Origin of the sequence: Acrocarpospora catenulata (assembly GCF_018476525.1) — a bacterium.
In the GTDB taxonomy this organism is placed as follows: Bacteria; Actinomycetota; Actinomycetes; order Streptosporangiales; family Streptosporangiaceae; genus Acrocarpospora; species Acrocarpospora catenulata.
Genome location: NZ_JAHCST010000039.1, coordinates 46,406 through 66,068, shown reverse-complemented (window position 1 = coordinate 66,068; position 19,663 = coordinate 46,406). Strand labels below are relative to the sequence as shown.

The following is a 19,663-nucleotide window of genomic DNA, read 5'->3' as shown; positions in this document are numbered from 1 at the left end:
GGCGGTTGGTTCACCCGCTCAGGCGTGTTCCCGAAGCCGCTGGCTCACCACCTGGGTGACGCCGTCGCCGCGCATGGACACGCCGTAGAGCGCGTCGGCGATCTCCATGGTCCGCTTCTGGTGCGTGATGACGATCAGCTGCGAGCTCTGCCTGAGCTCCTCGAACAGGGTGAGCAGCCGCTGGGTGTTGGTGTCGTCCAGGGCGGCCTCCACCTCGTCCATCACATAGAACGGCGAGGGGCGGGCCTTGAAGATGGAGATCAGGAAGGCCACCGCGGTCAGCGAACGCTCCCCGCCGGACAGCAGCGAGAGGCGTTTGACTTTCTTGCCCGGCGGGCGGGCCTCCACCTCCACGCCGGTGGTGAGCATGTCGCTGGGATCGGTCAGCAGCAACCGGCCCTCGCCGCCGGGGAAGACCCGCTCGAAGATCTGCGAGAACTCCCGCTGCACGTCCTCGTACGCGGCGGAGAAGACCTGCTCCACCCGGTCGTCCACCTCCTTGACCACCAGCAGCAGGTCGCGCCGGGTCTTCTTGAGGTCCTCCAGCTGCGAGGTGAGGAAGGTGTGCCGCTCCTCCAGCGCCGCGAACTCCTCCAGGGCCAGCGGGTTGACCTTGCCCAGCTGGGTCATCTGCTTGTCCGCCAGCCTGGCCCGCTTCTCCTGCTCGGCACGGTCGTAGGGGACCGGGGGGTCGCCGGGGACGGGCACGTCGGGCCCGTACTCGGCGATCAGGGCGTCGGTCTCGACCCCGTACTCCTCCAGGGCGCGCTCGGTCAGCTGCTCCAGGCGCAGGCGCTGCTCGGTGCGGGACACCTCGCTGCCGTGCGCCCGGTTGACCAGCCGGTCCAGCTCGACGCCGAGCTCGCGGACCCGGACCCGGACCGTCTTCAGCTCGGCCTCCACCGACTCCCGGACCGCGGCCATCTCGTCCCGCTCCTCGGCCGCCCGGACCAGGGAGACCTCCAGCGCCCGCAGCGCGGTCTGGGCGCCCCTGACCACCGTCGCGGCCACCCTGGCCTGCTCACGCCGCCGCTCCCGCTGGGCGGCCGCCGATGCTCGCTCCTCGCGCTCCCGCCTGGCCGCCCGGAGCAGCCCGTCGGCCCGGCCCGCGATGCCCCTGACCCGCTCCTCGGCGGTCCGCACGGTCAGCCGGGCCTCCATCTCCACCTGCCGGGCCACCCCGCAGGCGGCGGCCAGCTGGTCCCGGAGTTCGGTGGTCGGCTCGGCCTCCAGCTTGTCGGCGTACTCCTCCTCGGCCAGCCGCTCCTCCAGCTCCAGGATCCCGGCCTGGGCCACCTCTCTGGCCTCCGCGGCCCCCTGGGCGGCGCGCTCCAGCCGGTCGCCCTCGTCCCTGGCCGCCTTGACGGCGGCCTCGATCCGGGCCAGCCGGGTGGCCGCGTCCGCCAGCCGCTGATCGGCCGCCCGCTGCCTGCCCCGCACCCGGTCCAGTACGGCCTGCGCCGCGTCCAGCCCGCCACGCGCGGAGTTCACCCCGTTCTGGGCGAGGGTCACCCCCGTCTGCGCCTCGCCCACCCCGCCCTGCGCCGCCTCCACGGCCTCCCGGGCGGCGGCCTCCGCCGACAGGGCCTCCTCCAGCGAGAACGCGCTCTCCTTGGCGGTTTCCTCAGCGGCCCGCAGGTCGGCCACGGCCCGGTCCAGGGCGGCCCGTACCTGCCAGGTGGAATTGTCCGCTGAACCGGTTCCGGTGAGGGCGCCGAGCAGGGCCTGCGGGCCGAGCACGGCCGCCAGCTCGGGACCAGCCGCCAGCGCCTCGGCGGTCGGCACGTCCTTGGCCAGCAGCACCGGGCGGCGGGGCTCGGCCAGCTCGCCGGTCACCCAGGCCAGCTCGCCGTCGCCGGACAGGCTCAGCTCCAGGGCCTCCCTGCGGGCGTCCAGGGCGCTCAGGGCGCGCTGGGCCTCCTGGTCGGCGGCGCGAGCCGTACCGACCTGGGCGGAGGCGGCGGCCAGGGCGGCGCGCGGGGCCGCCACGGCGGCCTTGGCCTCCTCCACCGCGCCCTTGGCCTGTTCCACCACCTCACGGGCCGCCTCGACCTCGGCGCGGGCCAGTTCGACGCCCTCCTCGGCGACGGCCAGCTCGGCGGCGAGATCGGGGTCGGTGGCGGGCTCGGCGCTCTCCTGGGCGTCGTAGTCGGCCTGGGCCTGCTCGGCTCGCAGGCGCGCGTCGGCCAGGGCCTTGGACAGGCGGCCGAGCTCCTCGTCGGCGGATCTGACCCGGCCACGGGCCGAGTCGACCTGGCCGCGCAGCCGGGCCAGCGCCTCCCGGCGGTCGGCGGCGGCCCTGGACAGCGCGGTCAGCCGGCGCTCCTCGGCACCGAGGGCCTCCTCGCTCTCGCTGCGGGCCTCCTCGGCGGCGGCGAGCCGCTCCTGGGCCTCGGCCAGCTCCTCCTGAAGCTCGCGTTCCCGCTCCCGGACCTCGGCGGCCTCCCGCTCGAACTCCTCCGGGTCACGGCCCCGCCGCTCGATCGCGGCGGCGTCGGCGGCGTGCCGCTGCCGCTCGGCCGCCAGGCTCTCCACCCCGCGCAGCCGCTCGCGCAGCGCGGAGAGCCGGTAGAAGGTCTCCTGGGCGGCGGTCAGCCGGGGCTGGGCCTCGCCCGCCGCGGCCTCCAGCGTGGCCTCCCGCTGCTGGCCCTCCGCCAGCTCCCGCTCCACCTGGGCCCTGCGGGCCTGCACGGCGGCCTCGTCGGCGGCCTCCCGCTCCAGCGTCTCGCGGAGCGTGACCACGTCGTCGGCGAGCAGGCGGAGCCGGGCGTCCCGCAGATCGGCCTGGATCACGGCGGCCTTGCGGGCGATCTCGGCCTGGCGGCCCAGCGGCTTCAGCTGGCGGCGCAGCTCGGTGGCCAGGTCCTGGACCCGGGTCAGGTTGGCCTGCATGGCGTCCAGCTTGCGAAGCGCCTTCTCCTTGCGCTTGCGGTGCTTGAGGACCCCGGCCGCCTCCTCGATGAAGGCCCGGCGGTCCTCGGGTCCTGCGTGCAGGACCTGGTCCAGCTGGCCCTGGCCGACGATGACGTGCATCTCCCGGCCGATGCCGGAGTCGGAGAGCAGCTCCTGGATGTCCAGCAGGCGGCAGGTGTCGCCGTTGATGGCGTACTCACTCTGGCCGGAGCGGAACATCAGGCGGCTGATCGTCACCTCGGTGTAGTCGATCGGGAGCGCGCCGTCGGTGTTGTCGATGGTGAGGGTGACCTCGGCGCGGCCGAGCGGCGGGCGGGAGGAGGTGCCCGCGAAGATCACATCCTCCATCTTGCCGCCGCGCAGGGACTTGGCGCTGTGCTCGCCCATCACCCAGGCCAGCGCGTCCACCACGTTGGACTTGCCGGAGCCGTTGGGGCCGACCACGCAGGTGATGCCCGGTTCGAAGCGGAGGGCGGTGGCGGAGGCGAACGACTTGAAGCCGCGCAGGGTGAGCGTCTTCAGGTACACCGGCTCCCGCCCCCTCCCTGCCCATCGGCCTTGGGGAAGACTACCGGGGTTCCCGGCGGGTCGCGCGAACCCTGCCCAGGAAAGCAGGCAGGAAACCGCGACCGTCCAATGAGCAAAGAATCACCGTCAAAATGGCAATCTTCGGTAAATGGCGTCGCGGCCTGCGGCTGGATCGTGAAAACGGCCGGAAAGTGAGAGAAGTCACACACCCGGGTTTCGGGTGGTGACTTCCTGGTTCAGCTGGTGTTCAACTGCCGTTCTGTGGTGCTTCCGGCGCCGTCAGGAGTGGCGCCGGCCCTGCCGTTCGACATGACAAGGGACGCCCTTTCGAGGCGCCCCTGACAATTTTCATCCGTGTTGACCCGGCCTCTCAGGTGAGAGCCGGCTCGCGATCCTGCAGCCTGACCAGGGCCTCATCACGAGATTGCGCGGCAAGCGCATCGTTCTGTGCCTGGAGTCGGGTTAGTTCTGCCTCCAGGTCACGGATGCGCTGCTGGAGGCGACGCATTTCCGAGACCATACGAGGGTCAGGACCGCCGACGTGGCCGAGTAGAGCCTTCGCCATGGTTAAGGGTCCTCCACGCTGAGTGACCAGACTGGTTCGCGCACTTCGAGCCGCGGGAGGGGTGCGCGTGGTTCTTCTCAAGAGTCGCACCGGCTGCGGAGGCGGTCAAGTTGAACGCTTCACAATGAGCCACCGGTGAACACTTCCGACATGTAAATATACCTCATTTGGGGGGTTTAAGGGAAGGGGCTACCGCTCGACAAAACCGACAACTGCCCCTTTTGGATCACTCCATCGCTCCACCACGCCCGTGACCTGGCCGGGCGTGTCATCGCCGCGCAACAACTCCAGCAGCGCGTCGCATGATTCCCGTGGTCCTTCGGCCACAACCTCAACCCTGCCGTCCTCGAGATTGCGCGCCCAGCCGGTCAGACCCAACTCCAGCGCGCGGGCCCGGGTCCACCAGCGGAAGCCCACACCCTGCACGCGGCCGCGTACCCAGGCGGTCAGCCTTACCATCTGCCGTTCCTCGGGCGTGGCTGGCATTTCGGGCAGGAGTAACTTGACCGGTTCATGAAAGCGTCCCTCCGGATGGGGGTGCCGCATCTCGGACAGGGTTCATCCCTGCGGCCGTACACGGCGAGTGACCGGTCGAAGTAACCGCTCTCTCCGTTGACGTTCACGTACAGCCGGTCGAACGAGGTGCCGCCCTCGCCGAGTGCCTCCGTCATCACCGCGCGGGCGGCGGCCAGCAGCTCGGCCACCTTCCCGCCGGTCAGCGTCTCGGTCGGGCGGGCCCAGTGCAGCCTGGCCCGCCACAGGGCCTCGTCGGCGTAGATGTTGCCGACGCCGCTGATCAGCGACTGGTCGAGGAGCGCCCGTTTGATGCCGGTCAGGCGCTTACGCAGCCGCAGGGTGAACTCGGCGTCGTCGAAGGCCGTCTCGAAGGGGTCGGGGGCGATGTGCGCGATCGGTTCCGGGACCGTGCGCAACGGCCGTACGGCGAGCGGGCAGAACAGCAGGTGGCCGAAGGTGCGCTGGTCGACGAAGCGCAACTCGGGGCCGTCGTCGTTGAAGGTGATGCGGACCCGCAGGTGTTTCTCGGCCGGCTTGCCCGGCTCGATCATGAGCAGCTGGCCGCTCATGCCCAGGTGGGCGAGGAGCGCGTGCTCGGCCGGGGACTCCGGGTCCTCGCGGAGCGGCAGCCACAGGTACTTGCCCCTGCGTTCGGCCGAGGCGACCACCCGGCCGGGCAGCAGGCTCGCGAGATCGCCCTCGTTACGGCGCACCGCCCGCGGGTGCAGCACCTTGGCGGAAGCGATCTCCCGCCCCGCGACCCACTCCGCCAGGCCCCGCCGGACAACCTCAACTTCCGGCAATTCCGGCATTTAACCCTCCAGGTTCGAGGTGACGGTCACGCCTGGCCGACGGCGGCCTCGCGGGCGTCGCGCAGGGCGCGAATGGCCGTCCAGGCGGCCTCGGCGGCCTGCTGCTCGGCCTCCTTCTTGCTGCGGCCGGCGCCCGTGCCGTACTCCTGACCGCCCACCCGGACGGTGGCCACGAACGACTTGGCGTGGTCGGGGCCGCTCTCGTCCACGTGGTATTCGGGCACGCCCAGCATCTCCGAGGCGGTCAGCTCCTGCAGCGAGGTCTTCCAGTCCAGGCCGGCGCCCAGCGAGGCCGAGCGCTTGATCAGCGGGTCGAAGAGCAGGTGGACCACCCGGAAGGCCTCGTCCAGGCCCTTGTCCACGTACACGGTGCCGATCAGGGCCTCCAGCGTGTCGGCCAGGATCGAGGACTTGTCCCGGCCTCCGGTGCCCTCCTCGCCGCGGCCGAGCCGCAGGAAACGGCCCAGGTCGAGGGTGCGGGCCACGTCGGCGAGCGCGCGCATGTTCACCACCGCCGCGCGCAGCTTGGCCAGCTGGCCCTCCGGCAGGTCCGGGTGGCCGTGGAAAAGCGTGTCCGTGACCACCAGGCCGAGCACCGAGTCCCCGAGGAACTCCAGCCGCTCGTTGGTGGGCAGGCCGCCGTTCTCGTACGCGTACGAGCGGTGGGTCAGCGCCCGCTCCAGGATCTCGGTGTTGAGGCGGACCTCCAGGACCCGCTCCAGCTCGTCGCGGACGGCTTCCACGGCGACGGGCTTCCCGCTCATGATGCTCCTCTCCTGCACGGCCTCGTGCACGGCTACGCCCAAGCACGGTGGCAGGTGTGGATCATCTTGACGTGGAACATCTTGACGAGCCCGAAGGCGTGGTGGGCGTCGGGTGCGGACCCGGCGTCCACCACGGCCGCGGGCCAGCCGCCACCGCTCGCGCCCGAAACAGAGCGCTTGTGAAGCAAGGTAACGCCGACCGGGCCGTTTGACGACCCGATCGGCGTGGTGAATGTTCCTGCTGACGAGAAACCCGTCCCGCAGACAGCCGCACGGCCGCTGCGGAGATCGTGTTTTCTCGTCAGAACGCGATCAGGACGCCGGGGCGGTGACCTGACGGCGGTTGTAGGTGCCGCACTCGGGGCAGGCGATGTGCGGGCGCTTGGGGGAGCGGCACTGCGGGCAGCTCACCAGTGCCACCGCCTTCGCCTTCCACTGGGACCTGCGGGCGCGGGTGTTGCTCCGCGACATCTTCCGCTTGGGAACGGCCACGTCAGGCCTCCTGATCGTCTTGTTTATCCACTACGTCGATATTCAGGCTTTGCAGCGACGCCCACCGGCTGTCCAGCCGCTCGTGCCGGTGGTCCGGGCCGGCTTCCGCCAGACTGACCCCGCACTCCGTGCAGAGCCCCGGGCAGTCCTCCCGGCACACCGGGCTGAGCGGCAGCGCGAGCACCACCGCGTCACGGAACGTCGGTTCCAGGTCGAGCAGCTCGCCGTCGAGGCTCGGATCATCCTCTCCGGCGTCTTCCGCCGAGTAGAAGAAGAGCTCCTGGAAGCCAACCTCGATCTCCGAGGTCAGCGGATCCAGGCAACGCGAGCACTCCCCGCTGAGCGGGGCACCCGCCGTGCCCGTCACGAGCACGCCTTCCATGACCGCCTCAAGGCGGATATCCAGCTCGACGTCGGCGTCCTTGGGGACACCGATCATGCCGACATTGAGATCCACCGGAGCCGGAAGCACCAGAGTCATCTTCCGCATCGACCCCGGCCGCCGCCCCAAATCGTGAGTCGAGATCACCCAGGGCGCTCGAGGGTCGAGGCTGTGCAGACTCATCCTGCTTCCATTAGGCATGGCGAACACCGCCGTCGTGCAAGGCCAGAGGTAAACGATACCGCATCCACGACCGTGCCTCCGGCACAGTGGCCCTGCTGTGACCGCCCACCCCGGGGGAACCAGGTCCGGACCCGAAGGGTCAGAGGGGTGGGTGGGACGACCACCGTCAGTTGCGGAGGCGGTCGATGAGGCGGTGGAGGACCAGGTCGGGGACCAAGCCGGAGACGTCGCCGCCGTAGCGGGCTATTTCCTTGAGGCGGCTGGAGGAGAGGAAGGAGTACTCCGGGTTGGTGGACATGAAGAGGGTTTCGACACCCGACATGCGGTAGTTGAGCTGGGCCATCTGGAGCTCGTAGTCGAAGTCACTGACCGCGCGGAGGCCCTTGACGATGGTGGGGATGTCCTGCTGTCTGGCGAAATCCACGAGCAGCCCATGGAATTTCTCCACGCGGACGTTGCCGTACTCCTTGGTCACCTCCTGGAGCATCTCGATGCGCTCCTCCACGGTGAACAGGCTCTTCTTCTCGATATTGATCAGAACGGCGACTACGACCTCGTCATACAAGCGTGACGTCCGGCCAATGATGTCAAGGTGACCATTGGTGACAGGGTCAAACGACCCCGGGCAAACCACTCGGCGCACCACACACCCCTTAGATCTGCTTCATTCGGCGTGACCGTACCAAACGGTCGCTTCACCGTAACGCCGGGCCTTGGCTTCCTCGAAGCCGGGGGGCCACTGAAGATCCTTCCCCCTGGATTCCCGCTCCACCGCGACCAACGCACCGGAGACCAGCCACCCGTTGTCCCGCAACGCCAGCAGCACCTCCCCGACCACCTCATCGCGCACCACGTACGGCGGATCGGCGAACACGAAGTCGTACGGCTCCGTACATTGCCCCGCGACCAGACGCTCCACCTTCTCCGCCCGAACCACGGCCCCCGGCAACCCGAGCGCCGCGACGTTCTCCTTGATCGTACGAACCGCCCGCGGATCCGACTCGACCAGCAGGGCGTGCGACGCGCCGCGGCTCAGACACTCCAGACCGACCGCCCCCGACCCCGCGTACAGATCGAGGGCCCGGTCGGGCGTGCCGAGCATCGACCCGACGGTCGCGAAAAGCCCTTCCCTGGCGCGGTCGCTGGTCGGCCGGGTACCCCTGCCCGGCGGCACGGCCAGCCTGCGTCCTCCCGCGGTTCCTGCGATCACCCTGGTCATCCGGCCATTATCGCTGGTCAAGAGTGAGTAAGAGGTGGCGAGAAATAGGTAAGGGTGATTCCCTCCACCCGGGAGTGCCTGCAAGATGGTCTTGCGGCCTTCACGGTGACCCAGGGGAAGGCCGGCCGACGTGATCGTGAGCCCTTCCGCACGTCGGCGCCCTCGGCACCTGACCCGAGGGTGGGCCCAGCCGGGGACGGCATTCGGGGGGAGGCCGTCCCAAGGCTGGGCCCTGGGTCTTTTTTATACCCAGAGCGCCCGGCCCACTCCCCCGTCAACCCGATCGCTCCCATACCTACGCCGTTCCGAGACCAACGTCCCAGCTCAACCCCCGAATGCAGACACAAACTCGGAAACGGCAGAGCCCGCTGCCTATAATTCCCGCGCGTGCCCAGCACCAAGCGGAGAGCCGTCCGTAATGCGGTTATTTTGGGCTCGAGGGCTACTTTTCTCGCCCTGGCGGATTGGATGCTTACTTCCGACCTCTCCGAAAACGACTTTCGGGCCAGTCGCCTTTCACGCTGGTGGTCTTGGTGCGGCAGCGGTCGGCGTCGAAGATCTTGCCGTCGAGTATCAGGTGCGGCAGTCCGTCGGTGACCGCTTTCTCCAGGGCCTAGCGGAGGTCGGGGGCCTGCTCGGCCAGGACGTCGATGGCTTCGTGCAGGTAGCGGTAGGCGGTGGCCGCCGAGATGCCGAACGCGGAGCCGTGCAGGGTGATGCTGGGCCGGGATCGGAACCAGGCGAGAGTGAATATGGCCTGCCTCCAGCAGGTCAGCGCTCTGCTGGCCTTTGGAGTCCCTCGCTGGGCGCGTTCGTTCCGCAGCAGGGTGCTGACTTGGCGAACAAGGTCTGGGGAGACGTCGAGCGTGGCAGGATAAGCGATCACGTGGGGCCTTTCGGTCTGGGAAGCAGTTTGTGGTGAACCACTTCCTCCCGAGGGCTCCACGTCCGTATCAGGAGTTTCCGTCAAGTGTGGGTATCACCCGAATCGACCCGAAACACCCCTGTCACCCTGGTCAATTCCGCTGAGAAAACGTCAGTGAGGTGATCTCAGCGAATTCCCGCGGTATAGCCGTGTTCGGAGTGGGTGAGGGCGAGTGCCGCTTTGGCGATGTCGCCGATACTGCTGGGGCTGGCGGTGATGTGCTGGAGGGTGCGCCAGCGCTGGGTGAGCAGGGCGAAGCCCCGTTCACCCAGGCAGCGCAGGCCGCGTAGAAGCCGGTTGCAGGTGCGGTTGTCCGGGGACAGGTCACGGCCGTCCTCGGGTTGTCCGGATCGAATTCTTCGAGATCACCTCATTGCCGTCGACGATCGCGAACTCATCGAGGCGGGTGAATATCTTGATTTTCTGGGCCGGTATCAGGCCCTGGGAGAATTCAAGTCCGTCATCAAGACTCCCGGCCATGGCCGCGCCGATCCGCAGCGGAGCCTGGGCGTCCCAGGCAGGGAAGGACAATTGCGCGGTCCTGGCTTGTGCCCCGTTCAGGTACAAGGTGGCCGTCCGTGTGGCCGCGTCATACGTTGCCGCCAGATGGAACCACTCAGCGACCGGCGGCTCAACCTCCGGCAAGACGCCCTCGACCGTCGCATCCGTGGCATCAGCGTTGGTGAAGGTGAACACCAGACCGTGCTCAGCGGTGTTGCCCAGCCGGAACGGCGCCTGGTGGGTGCCGCGCTGCTCGGCGACGGTGTAGTCGCCGTCCTTGTCGCTCCACCGCATCCACGCGAGCGCTCGCGCAGCCGGGGCTGAGCGGATTCCATGCCCCGGCAATGCGTTTGGTGTGTGACTCATCCGGCCCGGGGCGAATCCGCGTGCGGCGTTCGTGTCGCTCGTTTCGGCGGCTGGTGCTCGGGACGGCCGGGGGCGGCACAATCCCGGCATGAGCCTTACCGCACGACAACTCGCGCTGGCCACCCTAGACCGCCAACTGCTGCTCGAACGCCGGCGCCTCGATGTGGCCGAGGCGGTCCGCCGGATCTGCGCTCTGCAGGCCCAGGCACCCGCGTCGCCGTACCTGGCGCTGTGGAACCGCGTGCGGGACTTCGTGCCCGAGGATCTCGACGGGGCGTTCGCGGACCGCCGGATCGTGAAGGCGACCCTCATGCGGATCACGCTGCACGCCGTCCATGCCGAGGACTACGAGCCCTATCACGCAGCCATGCTGAACACTCTGCGGGCGTCGCGGCTGTACGACCGACGCTTCACCTCGACGGGGCTGACCTCCGCCGACGCCGACGCGCTGCTCCCGGAGCTCGCCGGGTTCCTGGCGCAGCCCCGCACCGGGGCCGAGGTGGAGGAGAAGGTCACCGGCCAGTTCGGCGAGCACGCGCACCGCGTGTGGTGGGCGCTGCGCACTTACGCGCCCGCGTATCACGCGCCGACCGGCGGTCCCTGGTCGTTCGGACAGCCGAACGCCTACCTCTCCTCCTCGGCCGCCCCCGAGGCCGAGCCGGAGGAAGCGGCCGCCGGGGCGCGTCTACTGCTGATCGCCTACCTGCGGGCGTTCGGGCCCGCGTCGGCCCAGGACTTCGCCCGGTTCACCATGTTGAAGCGTCCGGTGATCATACGGGCACTGCAGGAGCTCCACGACCGGTTGGTACGGGTCGCCGGCCCGGGCCGTACTGCCCTGTTCGACCTGGCGGAGGCCACCGTGCCGACCGAGGACACTCCGGCGCCGCCGAGGCTGCTGCCGATGTGGGACAGCACGCTACTGGCCCACGGCGGCCCCGGGCGGATCGTGCCGGAGGAGTACCGGCCGTTGGTCGTCCGGCGCAACGGCGACACGCTGCCCTGTCTGCTCGTCGACGGGCAGATCGCCGGAGTGTGGCGCGCGGTCGACAACGGAGTGGAGTTGACGGCCTTCCAAAGGCTCGGCAAGGCCGCCTGGCGAGGTCTGAAAGAGGAGGCGGAGAGGTTGTCGGCGTTCATCGCCGGCCGCGACCCCGTCGTCTACCGGCGCTACGGACATTGGTGGGACAAGGGGTTCCCCGGTGTCGAGAGCGTGACAGTCCGGAGCTGACCGGCCGACGGAGTCGCCCGTTTACGCGACTCCAGCCCTGCGCCTGCCGACAATTCCATCCATCCAGGTCACAGCCTTGCAAGGCTTCTCTTGTAGGCAGGCTTCGATTCCTGAAAAGGAGACAGTGCGGCAGGATGACCGGTCGTGCTCTTTCGCCTGGCCTATCTCGCCTTAACGAACACCTTCGCCGCGCTGCGGTTGCTCCCGATGGATGATCGTGCGCCAGCGGATGACCGGCCACTTGGAGAAGGCAACGGACGGCCGGTTCGACCGGAGCGCCCAGCGGCTGATCACCATTGGCGGGGACAACACCGTCCGCGTCTGGAGCACCCGCCAGGCCACGCAGAGCTGACGATCAGGTCTTCTCCAGGAATTCGGCGCGCTCGTCGGCCACCATCGCATCCAGCTCCGCCTTGAGCTGAGGGTGGGACTCCAGCAGCGGATCTTCAGCCATCAGCGCGAGGGCTTCCTGACGGGCGGTTTCAATGACGTCTTCGTCCCGGAGGAGCTGGAGCATGCGGAGAGAGGACTTGCGGCCGGATTGGGCCGCGCCGAGAACATCACCTTCCCGGCGTTGTTCCAGGTCCACCCGGGAGAGCTCGAAGCCGTCCAGGGTGGCGGCGACCGCGTCCAGGCGGGCGCGGGCGGGCGTTTCTGGGAGGGCGTCGGTGACCAGGAGGCAGAGGCCGGGGAGGCCGCCTCGGCCGACGCGGCCGCGGAGCTGGTGGAGTTGGGAGACGCCGAAGCGGTCGGCGTCCATGATGACCATGACGGAGGCGTTGCGGACGTCTACGCCGACCTCGATGACGGTGGTGGCGACCAGGACGTCGGTCTCGCCGCGGGTGAAGGAGCGCATGATGGCGTCCTTCTCCTCGGGGGGGAGTTTGCCGTGCAGGACGGCCACGTTGAGGCCGTTCAGGGGGCCGGTGGCGAGCATTTCGGCGACCTCGATCACGGCCAGGGGTGGGCGGCGTTCGCTGTCGTCGGCGGCGGACAGGTCGCCCTCGTCGCCCTCCTGGTCGCCGATTCGGGGGCAGACGATGTACGCCTGCCGTCCGAGCCCGACCTCCTCCCGGATCCGCTCCCAGGTGCGCTCCAGGTAGTGCGGCTTCTCGGCGGCCGGCACGACGTGGGAGGTGATGGGCGCCCGTCCGGACGGCAGCTGGCTGAGCGTGGAGACCTCCAGGTCTCCGAAGACGGTCATCGCGACCGTGCGGGGGATGGGGGTGGCGGTCATCACCAGCACGTGCGGCCGCCCGCCCTGGGACTTCTCGCGGAGCGCGTCGCGCTGTTCCACGCCGAACCGGTGCTGCTCGTCCACCACGATCAGCCCGAGGTCGGCGAACTGCACCTTGTCCTGGAGCAGCGCGTGGGTGCCGACGACGATCCCGGCCGCCCCGGAGGCCGCGTCCAGCAGGTTGGCGCGGCGCGCCGCCGCGCCCATGGAGCCGGTCAGCAGGGCCACCCCGGTCCCGCCGAACATGCCGCCTCCGGCCAGGTCGCCGAGCATGGTCACGATCGACCGGTGGTGCTGCTGGGCGAGCACCTCGGTGGGTGCTAGCAGGGCGGCCTGCCCGCCGGAGTCCACCACCTGCAGCATCGCCCGCAGCGCGACCACGGTCTTGCCGGCGCCGACCTCCCCCTGGAGCAGCCGGTGCATCGGATGCTCGACGGCCAGGTCGGCGGCGATCTCCTCCCCCACCGCCCGCTGCCCTTCGGTGAGCTTGAACGGCAGCCGGGCGTCGAAGTCCGCGAGCAGCCCGTCCGGCTTCCCCGGCCGGGCCCGGGCGGGCAGGGCGGCCGCCGCGATGCGCCGCCGGACCAGCACGGCCTGGAGCAGGAACGCCTCGTCGAACTTGAGCCGTTTGGTGGCCCTGGCCACGTCCCCGAAGTCGCGGGGCCGGTGGATGTCGCGGAGCGCGTCGGCCAGGCCCGGCAGGCGCAGGCGGCGGCGCAGCTCGGCGGGGAGGGGGTCGTCGAGGTCCAGCACGTCAAGGACGGTCCGCACCGCGCGCTGGATCTTCCAGCTGGCCAGGTTCTGGGCCGACGGGTAGATCGGCACCGGGGCGGTGGCGAACTCCTCGGAGGTCTCCTCGTCCTCGGTGACGTAATCCGGATGGGCGAGGGACCGCCGTTTCGTCCCGTTCGAGGCGACGAATACGTTGACTTTTCCGGAAAAGGTGGCTTCGGTGCCGGGCTGGAGGCGCTGCTCCGCGACGAACGCCCCCTTGCCGAAGAACGCCAGGCGCAGCCGGTCCTTCCCGTCGGTGACCTCGACATCGAGCCAGGTGCCCTGCCGGTTCTTCATCGGCCGCCGCTGCACCGCCGACACCCTGCCGACCACGGTCACGTGATCGTCATGCTCCAGGGAGGCGATCGGCGTCAGCTCGCCCCGCTCGGCATAGCGCCGGGGATAGTGGCGGAGCAGCTCGCCCACGGTGGCGATGCCGAGCGCGCTCTCCAGCGGCGCGGCCGTCTTCGCCCCGACCGCCAGCTTCAGGGGCTCGTCGAACCTGGTCACGTCCACCAGTTCTACAACCTCCGACCGACAGGATTCACTCCACGCCGATGAGCAAGGGATAACCCCCCTGCCCACCCGCGACCCGCACTACCTCGATATCCGGACGTTCTACCGCGAGATAATCCTCGACCGCCCGGACCAGCGACTCCGGCGCGTCCGCCCCCGACACCAGCGTCACCAACTCGCTGCTGGCCGACACCATGCGCCGGACTACCTCCACGGCGACCGGGGCCAGCGCCGTACCGATCAGCGAGACGTCGCCGTCGACCACGCCGAGCACGTCACCTGGGCGGCACAGGCCGGCGCTGGTCATCGCCTCCCGGTTGGCCATCCAGACGTGGCCGTGCCGGGTGTGTCCCGCCGCGTCGGTCATCGCCACCACGTCGTCGTCGAACCTCCTGAGCGGGTCGTGTACGGCCAGCGCGGCCAGACCCTGCACGGACGCCTTGGTGGGCAGCACGCTCACGGTCAGGCCCTCGTCCCTGGCGATCTCGGCGGCGGCCGCGGCGACCGCGCGCACGCCGGTGTCGTTGGGCAGGACGCTGACCTCCGTACCCGCCTCTCTGATCGCCTCCAGGAGGGCGGCCAGCGGCGGGCTGGAGCCGGGCTCCCGCCGTACCACGACCGCCCCGGCCTGCTGGAACAGGGCCGCCAGCCCGGTGCCGGCGGCGACCGCGACCACCCCGCGCCTTGCCCGCGGCGCCCCGCCGCCGAGGTGGCTCACCCGGATCCGGTACGGCCTGCCCACCTCCAGCGCGGCTTCGATCGCCGCCCCGGCGTCGTCGGTGTGGACGTGGACGTTCCAGAGCCCGTCGCCGCCGACGATCACCAGCGACTCGCCCAGCCGGTCCAGCTCCCCGCGAAGCCGGTCGATCGACGTGTCATCGGCGTGGAGCAGATACATCACCTCGTATCCGGCATCTCCCTCCGTGGTCGGAGGCGTGACCCGGGTCTGCGGCGCGGGCACCTCGTGCTGGTCCGCGCGGGCCTCCAGCACCACTTCGGCCAGTGTCTCCAGCAGGATCACCAGTCCGGCGGCGCCCGCGTCCACCACCCCGCTGCGCGCCAGCACGTCCAGCTGCCCGGTGGTCCGGCCGAGGGCCCGCCGTCCCTCGCGCGCCGCCGCCGTCGCGACCGCGCCGAGATCCCCCTCCGGTACGGCTGCCGCCACGGCGGCCAGCACGCTCAGCACGGTTCCCTCCACCGGGCGGACCACCGCGTCCCTGGCCAGCCGGGCGGCCAGCACCAGCCCGTTCCGGAGATCCCCGCCGCGTCCCTCGGCCTGCCGCAGCGCCTCGGCCAGTCCTCGGAGGGCCTGGCTGACGATGACTCCGGAGTTGCCCCTGGCCCCGAGCAGCGCCCCGTGGGCCAGCGTCTGCCAGGTTTTGTCCGGCCCGGCGTCCGGTGGCAGCGCGTCCAGCGCCTCGGCCGCCGCCAGCAGGGTCAGGTGCAGGTTGGTGCCGGTGTCGCCGTCGGGTACGGGGAACACGTTCAGCGCGTCGATCTCCGCTCGGGCGCCGCTCAGGGCCTCCGCGGACCAGCGTGCCCAGCGCCGGACCGCCGCCGGATCGAGCACCTCCAGCATGATCAGCCCTCCGCTCCTCAGACCGCCGTTCGGCCCGGCCTGGGCGGACGGCAGCCGGTCTGCTCCCCCGATGCGCTACCGTTGGCAGGTACGAGGTTATCCCGATCTGCCGTGCCCGCGTTTGGCGTGCAGCGGCCGGAATCGGCTATCCTCGTGTGGCCAGCCGGTTGTCCCGGCATGCTCGTAAGAGCCGCCCCTCGGCGGGCCGGGCCGTATCGACTGATCTAAGACTTGATCTGAAGGAGCGATGACCGTGGCTTCCGTCTGCGACGTCTGCGCTAAGAAGCCGATCTTCGGCAACAACGTCTCCCACTCGCACCGCCGCACCCGGCGGAACTGGAAGCCGAACATCCAGACCGTGCGCGCGACGGTCAACGGGACGCCGAAGCGGCTCAACGTGTGCACCTCCTGCATCAAGGCAGGCAAGGTCACCCGCTAGCCCCACCCCTTGACGAAACCCGCCACCCTCGTGGCGGGTTTTCGCATTCCTTGCCCCGCGGGACATTGGTTACCGGGGGGTGGGCGGGGCCCAACGGTAATGGAGGGGGCGGGTGGGCGGGAGGACCACGGCGACCAGAATCCCCGGGTGTCGCCTCCACACACAGGAAATTGGCAGCCGAGGCAATCCCAACCGCCCTTGGGACCCCTCCGGGTCAGGGGCCGGTTTCGCCGAGAAGGGTGGCCGCCGACCCGACATGCTCGGGATTTACGGCAGCTCGTCGTTTCGCCAGCGCCAGCCGTGGTCCACTGGGCCGATTCCCACGCCCAGGGGGAAGCCGTGGGCGATGGCTCCGGTGACGTACGTCTTGGCCTGTTCCACCGCTGTGGGCATGTCGTGGCCGAGGGCCAGGTATGAGGCGATGGCGCTGGCCAGGGTGCAACCGGTGCCGTGGGTGTGGCGGTTGTCCAGGCGTTCGGCGCGGTAGTGGTGTTCGATGGTGCCGTCGGTGAGCAGGTCGACCGCCTCGCCAGGGAGGTGGCCGCCCTTGATGAGCGCCCATTTCGGGCCCAGGGCGAGGATCGCGTCGGCCGCCCTGGGGAGATCGTCCTCGTCCTCGACCTTGACGCCGGTGAGCTGCTCCACCTCCCAGAGGTTGGGGGTGACCACGGTGGCCGTGGGCAGCAGGCGGGTTTTCACGTTGCCCACCGCCTCGGGCGCGAGCAGCGAGTCGCCGTGCTTGGACACCCCGACCGGGTCGACCACCACAGGCGCGTCCACCGTGGCAAGCACCTCCGCGACCGCCGCCACCAGCGCCGGAGACGCGAGCATGCCGGTCTTCACCGCCTGCACCCCGATGTCCCCGAGCACCGAGGCCAGCTGGGCCTGGACGGCCTCCACCGGGAGCTCCCAGTACCCCTGCACCCCCACCGAGTTCTGCGCGGTCACCGCCGCGACCACGCTCATGCCGTGCACCCCGAGGGCCAGCATCGTCTTGAGATCGGCCTGAATGCCGGCGCCACCACCGGAATCCGAACCGGCCACCGTCAGCACACGTGCGGGAGTCATGCCCACCATCCAACCAGCCCGGTTCCCGGGGCCCGGAGGAGGGCGCCAGTGGGGTGTCTCCGAACCTTGGCCCGGATTCGGTCGAGGGCGGGGGCCGCGAATTGCCGGGTCAAGGTTGCGTGACAGGCCGCTACCGCGCCGCGACCGCCTCGATCTCCAGCAACCACGCCTCGTCGTAGATCCCGGCGATGATCACCGTCAGCGCGGGGGCGTGACCGTTCAGCACCTCGCGCCGGATCTCGGAGTTCTCCCGCCGGTACGCCCGGTCCGACAGGTACGTGGTGACCTTCACCAGATCGGAGAGCTCCATCCCGTGCGCGGCCAGCGCCGAGGCCACGTTGGCCCACACCTGACGGCACTGGGCCGGGAAACCCTCCGGCACCTGTCCGTCCGGCGTGACCGGAATCTGCCCGGAGACGTACACCACCCGGGCGGACCCGCCCACCTCGTACGAATGCCGGTACCCGCCGCCGTCGGGCACCACCGGCCCAGGAACGATCATGCGAGGAACCTATCGGAGCTCGGCGAGCCGGGCGGCCAGGGCGTCGGCCTCCGGGTCGGCGGGGAAGTGGACCTTGTCCCACCACGGGGGTACGGGCTGGCCGGGGACCGCGCCGAGGATGCCGCCCACGATGGCGGCCACGGTGTCGGTGTCGCCGCCCATGGTCACCGCGAAGGTCTGGGCGGTGGCCAGGTCGGTGGAGTGGTGGATGGCGTGGGTGACGGCGGCGACGGTGGGGGCCGCCAGGACGCTGATCCCGCCGGAGGGCGGGGTCCACGATCCTTCGGCGGCGTGGCGGACGTCGGCGAATTCCGGCATCGACAGCCATTCGGCTTCGGCGACCGCGGCGGGCAGGATGCCGTCCGGGTCCTCGATCGCGTACGCGGCCATGGCCGCCACGATGGCCGCCGCGCCGATCGCGACCGGATGGCCATGGGTGCCGCGGGACAGCTCCACGACCAGTTCGCGTCGTCGCCGCGCCTGGCCGGCGGGGACCATCCAGCCCACGGGGGCGATCCGCATGGCGGCACCGTTGCTCGCTCGCCGCATGTCCGAAATGTCGGAGGAGATCAGCGCCCCGGCAGAGGAGATCAGCACCCCGGGGTTGGCGACGCGGCCGGTTTCGGCGAAATCCCGCAAGGCGCGCCTGGTGGTCGAGCCCAGCCCCCGAATCTCGCCGGCCTGGGCGGACAACCGACGCATGAACTCCTCAGCAGTCGGCTGACCCAAGGTGTCCGCGAGCAGCCGGGCCACAATCAGCATCTGGTCGGTGTCGTCGGAGGTTGCGCCGGGCGGCCAGTCACGGCTGGCGGGCAGCTCGTGAAGCCGGGCTCGGTCGATCTTCTCCGGTGGCGCGGTCTCCCAGGGCACGCCCAGCGCGTCCCCGGCGGCCAGGCCACGGATGGCCGAAGCGATCTGCGCGGCGAGCATCAGCCGATCGAAGGGGGTCCGGCGATAGCGCAGTCTCCGCCCTTGACGGTGCATTCGGCCGGTGGCTCGGGGGTGCCGTTGGCGATCAGGCTGATGACGAGCTCCTCACCGGCGAGCAGCGGCGTGGCGGAGGTCAGGGTCAGCCGGTCGCCGTGCACCGTGGCCTCGGCGCCGCCGACGGTGAGCAGTTCGCCGGTGAACGGAATGGTGAGCGACAGACCGGAAATATCACGATCCGTTTGCACGATGAGCCGAGCGCTGTAGCCCTCCGGATCCTCCTGGAAGACCTCGAAGCCCACTGTGACGTGCGGAACCGCCGACCGCAGACGCGCAGGCGACGGCGAGGGCGAGGTGCCGGACGGCTCACCCCCCTCCTCCAGGCCCACGTCCGCCCGGGTGGGCTCCTCGGTGGGGGTCGGGCTGGGAGTGGCCGACTTCTTGGGCTTGGGGGTACGGCTGGGCGTCGGCCGTACCGCCGAAGGCGAGGGCGCCGATTTGACCTTGACGGGCGCGGCTTCCGCCTCGGACGGGCTCGGTTCCGGAGACGCCGTGGTGGGCGCGGCCTCCGGCGTGGCGGTGGCCGTGTCCAGCGGATCGGGCAGCGCCCCGGTCCTGGCGGGCGCCGCCTCGCAGGTTCCGGGCGCGCAGCTGGCGGCCGGCGGTTCCAGGACCAGTGAGGTGTTGCTGCCGACCAGCCGCACACCCGCGAACGTGAGCCCCACCGCCGCCAGCACGGAGATTCCGGACAGCAGCGCCGCCTTCCCGAACCGGGAACGAGACGCGAGATCGACCGGCTCGGGACCGGAGATTTCCACGGTCTGCGGAGCTCCCGCGATCTCCGTGGGCTCCTCCGGCCACCGGTAGGTGACCTCCGGCGAGGGCTGATCCGGCACCGGCGCCGCGTACGGCTGTCCCCGATCCGGGCGGACCTGGCGGTCGAAAACCATGCCGTCATCGCCCGCGGGCTTCGGCTTGGCGGGGAGATCCCAGCGGTAGGCCGGGTGGATGTACGGCTGCTCCTCCGAAGCCGAATCCCGCGATGGGGGCGCGGAGGGAGAGGAAGGCGAGGCGGGTGACGAGGTGGCGTCTTCGGGCCACCGGTACGACAGGTCGGGCCCGTCCCCGGTCAGGTGCCCGAGCCATTGCGTGAACTGCTCGGATCCCTCCTCGGAGGGATTCTCCGCGTCCTCGCCGTTCTGTCGTCCACTCGTGTGCCGACCCATC

21 protein-coding genes are annotated in these 19,663 nt (G+C 70.3%); 3 read left to right on the top strand and 18 right to left on the bottom strand.

Annotated elements, in window-relative coordinates; genetic code table 11:
* Positions 1-18: 18 nt before the first annotated feature.
* The 12 genes from KIP79_RS30620 to KIP79_RS30565 all read right to left on the bottom strand — a co-directional run bounded on the left by KIP79_RS30620 (position 19) and on the right by KIP79_RS30565 (position 10,094).
* Complete coding sequence (locus KIP79_RS30620; RefSeq protein WP_214108419.1) at positions 19-3,441, bottom strand: chromosome segregation SMC family protein; 3,423 nt, start codon at positions 3,439-3,441, stop codon at positions 19-21.
* A gap of 370 nt (positions 3,442-3,811) precedes the next feature.
* A complete protein-coding gene (locus KIP79_RS30615; protein WP_061255024.1) occupies positions 3,812-4,006 on the bottom strand; it encodes a hypothetical protein in 195 nt (64 codons plus the stop codon).
* 189 nt (positions 4,007-4,195) lie between these two features.
* Complete coding sequence (locus KIP79_RS30610) at positions 4,196-4,492, bottom strand: acylphosphatase (protein WP_372453717.1); 297 nt, start codon at positions 4,490-4,492, stop codon at positions 4,196-4,198.
* A complete protein-coding gene (gene mutM, locus KIP79_RS30605) occupies positions 4,459-5,334 on the bottom strand; it encodes a bifunctional DNA-formamidopyrimidine glycosylase/DNA-(apurinic or apyrimidinic site) lyase (RefSeq protein WP_214108417.1) in 876 nt (291 codons plus the stop codon). The genes KIP79_RS30610 and mutM overlap by 34 nt, the downstream gene beginning before the upstream one ends.
* Positions 5,335-5,360: 26 nt before the next feature.
* Positions 5,361-6,098: a ribonuclease III gene (gene rnc / locus KIP79_RS30600; RefSeq protein ID WP_214108416.1), complete on the bottom strand. Its 738-nt coding sequence runs from the start codon at positions 6,096-6,098 to the stop codon at positions 5,361-5,363.
* A gap of 312 nt (positions 6,099-6,410) precedes the next feature.
* Positions 6,411-6,590 (bottom strand): 50S ribosomal protein L32, encoded by a 180-nt coding sequence (gene rpmF / locus KIP79_RS30595; RefSeq protein ID WP_214108415.1) that lies wholly within the window; start codon positions 6,588-6,590, stop codon positions 6,411-6,413.
* 1 nt (position 6,591) lies between these two features.
* On the bottom strand, positions 6,592-7,155 hold the full coding sequence (locus tag KIP79_RS30590) for a YceD family protein (protein ID WP_214108414.1): 564 nt from the start codon (positions 7,153-7,155) through the stop codon (positions 6,592-6,594).
* A 166-nt stretch (positions 7,156-7,321) separates the two neighbouring features.
* Complete coding sequence (coaD, locus tag KIP79_RS30585; RefSeq protein WP_214108413.1) at positions 7,322-7,798, bottom strand: pantetheine-phosphate adenylyltransferase; 477 nt, start codon at positions 7,796-7,798, stop codon at positions 7,322-7,324.
* 21 nt (positions 7,799-7,819) lie between these two features.
* Complete coding sequence (rsmD, locus tag KIP79_RS30580) at positions 7,820-8,374, bottom strand: 16S rRNA (guanine(966)-N(2))-methyltransferase RsmD (RefSeq protein WP_214108412.1); 555 nt, start codon at positions 8,372-8,374, stop codon at positions 7,820-7,822.
* 613 nt (positions 8,375-8,987) lie between these two features.
* Positions 8,988-9,260, bottom strand: coding sequence for a transposase family protein (locus tag KIP79_RS30575; RefSeq protein WP_214108411.1), 273 nt, complete (start codon positions 9,258-9,260; stop codon positions 8,988-8,990).
* A gap of 164 nt (positions 9,261-9,424) precedes the next feature.
* Positions 9,425-9,580 carry a hypothetical protein gene (locus tag KIP79_RS30570; RefSeq protein WP_250214101.1) on the bottom strand — a complete coding sequence of 52 codons (156 nt, stop codon included), beginning with the start codon at positions 9,578-9,580 and terminating at the stop codon, positions 9,425-9,427.
* Positions 9,581-9,623: 43 nt separating this feature from the next.
* Positions 9,624-10,094 carry a LamG-like jellyroll fold domain-containing protein gene (locus KIP79_RS30565; protein WP_214108410.1) on the bottom strand — a complete coding sequence of 157 codons (471 nt, stop codon included), beginning with the start codon at positions 10,092-10,094 and terminating at the stop codon, positions 9,624-9,626.
* Between the two features lie 160 nt (positions 10,095-10,254).
* Here KIP79_RS30565 and KIP79_RS30560 point away from each other — a divergent pair, with 160 nt between their 5' ends.
* On the top strand, positions 10,255-11,394 hold the full coding sequence (locus KIP79_RS30560; RefSeq protein WP_214108409.1) for a winged helix DNA-binding domain-containing protein: 1,140 nt from the start codon (positions 10,255-10,257) through the stop codon (positions 11,392-11,394).
* Between the two features lie 217 nt (positions 11,395-11,611).
* Positions 11,612-11,746, top strand: coding sequence for a WD40 repeat domain-containing protein (locus tag KIP79_RS30555; RefSeq protein ID WP_214108408.1), 135 nt, complete (start codon positions 11,612-11,614; stop codon positions 11,744-11,746).
* 3 nt (positions 11,747-11,749) lie between these two features.
* On the opposite strand, the gene recG is transcribed toward KIP79_RS30555, so the two are convergent.
* Both recG and KIP79_RS30545 read right to left on the bottom strand, forming a co-directional pair.
* Positions 11,750-13,915 (bottom strand): ATP-dependent DNA helicase RecG, encoded by a 2,166-nt coding sequence (gene recG, locus KIP79_RS30550; RefSeq protein ID WP_214108441.1) that lies wholly within the window; start codon positions 13,913-13,915, stop codon positions 11,750-11,752.
* A gap of 34 nt (positions 13,916-13,949) precedes the next feature.
* On the bottom strand, positions 13,950-15,500 hold the full coding sequence (locus tag KIP79_RS30545; RefSeq protein ID WP_214108407.1) for a DAK2 domain-containing protein: 1,551 nt from the start codon (positions 15,498-15,500) through the stop codon (positions 13,950-13,952).
* A 253-nt stretch (positions 15,501-15,753) separates the two neighbouring features.
* Here KIP79_RS30545 and rpmB point away from each other — a divergent pair, with 253 nt between their 5' ends.
* On the top strand, positions 15,754-15,939 hold the full coding sequence (gene rpmB, locus KIP79_RS30540) for a 50S ribosomal protein L28 (protein WP_030456605.1): 186 nt from the start codon (positions 15,754-15,756) through the stop codon (positions 15,937-15,939).
* Between the two features lie 267 nt (positions 15,940-16,206).
* Here rpmB and thiD read toward each other — a convergent pair whose 3' ends face one another.
* From thiD to KIP79_RS30520, 4 genes are all read right to left on the bottom strand, one after another.
* Positions 16,207-17,007: a bifunctional hydroxymethylpyrimidine kinase/phosphomethylpyrimidine kinase gene (gene thiD, locus KIP79_RS30535; protein WP_250214087.1), complete on the bottom strand. Its 801-nt coding sequence runs from the start codon at positions 17,005-17,007 to the stop codon at positions 16,207-16,209.
* Between the two features lie 130 nt (positions 17,008-17,137).
* Positions 17,138-17,509 (bottom strand): RidA family protein, encoded by a 372-nt coding sequence (locus KIP79_RS30530; protein WP_214108405.1) that lies wholly within the window; start codon positions 17,507-17,509, stop codon positions 17,138-17,140.
* 9 nt (positions 17,510-17,518) lie between these two features.
* Positions 17,519-18,439 carry an ADP-ribosylglycohydrolase family protein gene (locus tag KIP79_RS30525; protein ID WP_214108404.1) on the bottom strand — a complete coding sequence of 307 codons (921 nt, stop codon included), beginning with the start codon at positions 18,437-18,439 and terminating at the stop codon, positions 17,519-17,521.
* Positions 18,439-19,662 (bottom strand): hypothetical protein, encoded by a 1,224-nt coding sequence (locus KIP79_RS30520; protein WP_214108403.1) that lies wholly within the window; start codon positions 19,660-19,662, stop codon positions 18,439-18,441. Before KIP79_RS30520 ends, KIP79_RS30525 begins: the two co-directional genes overlap by 1 nt.
* Position 19,663 lies beyond the last annotated feature (1 nt).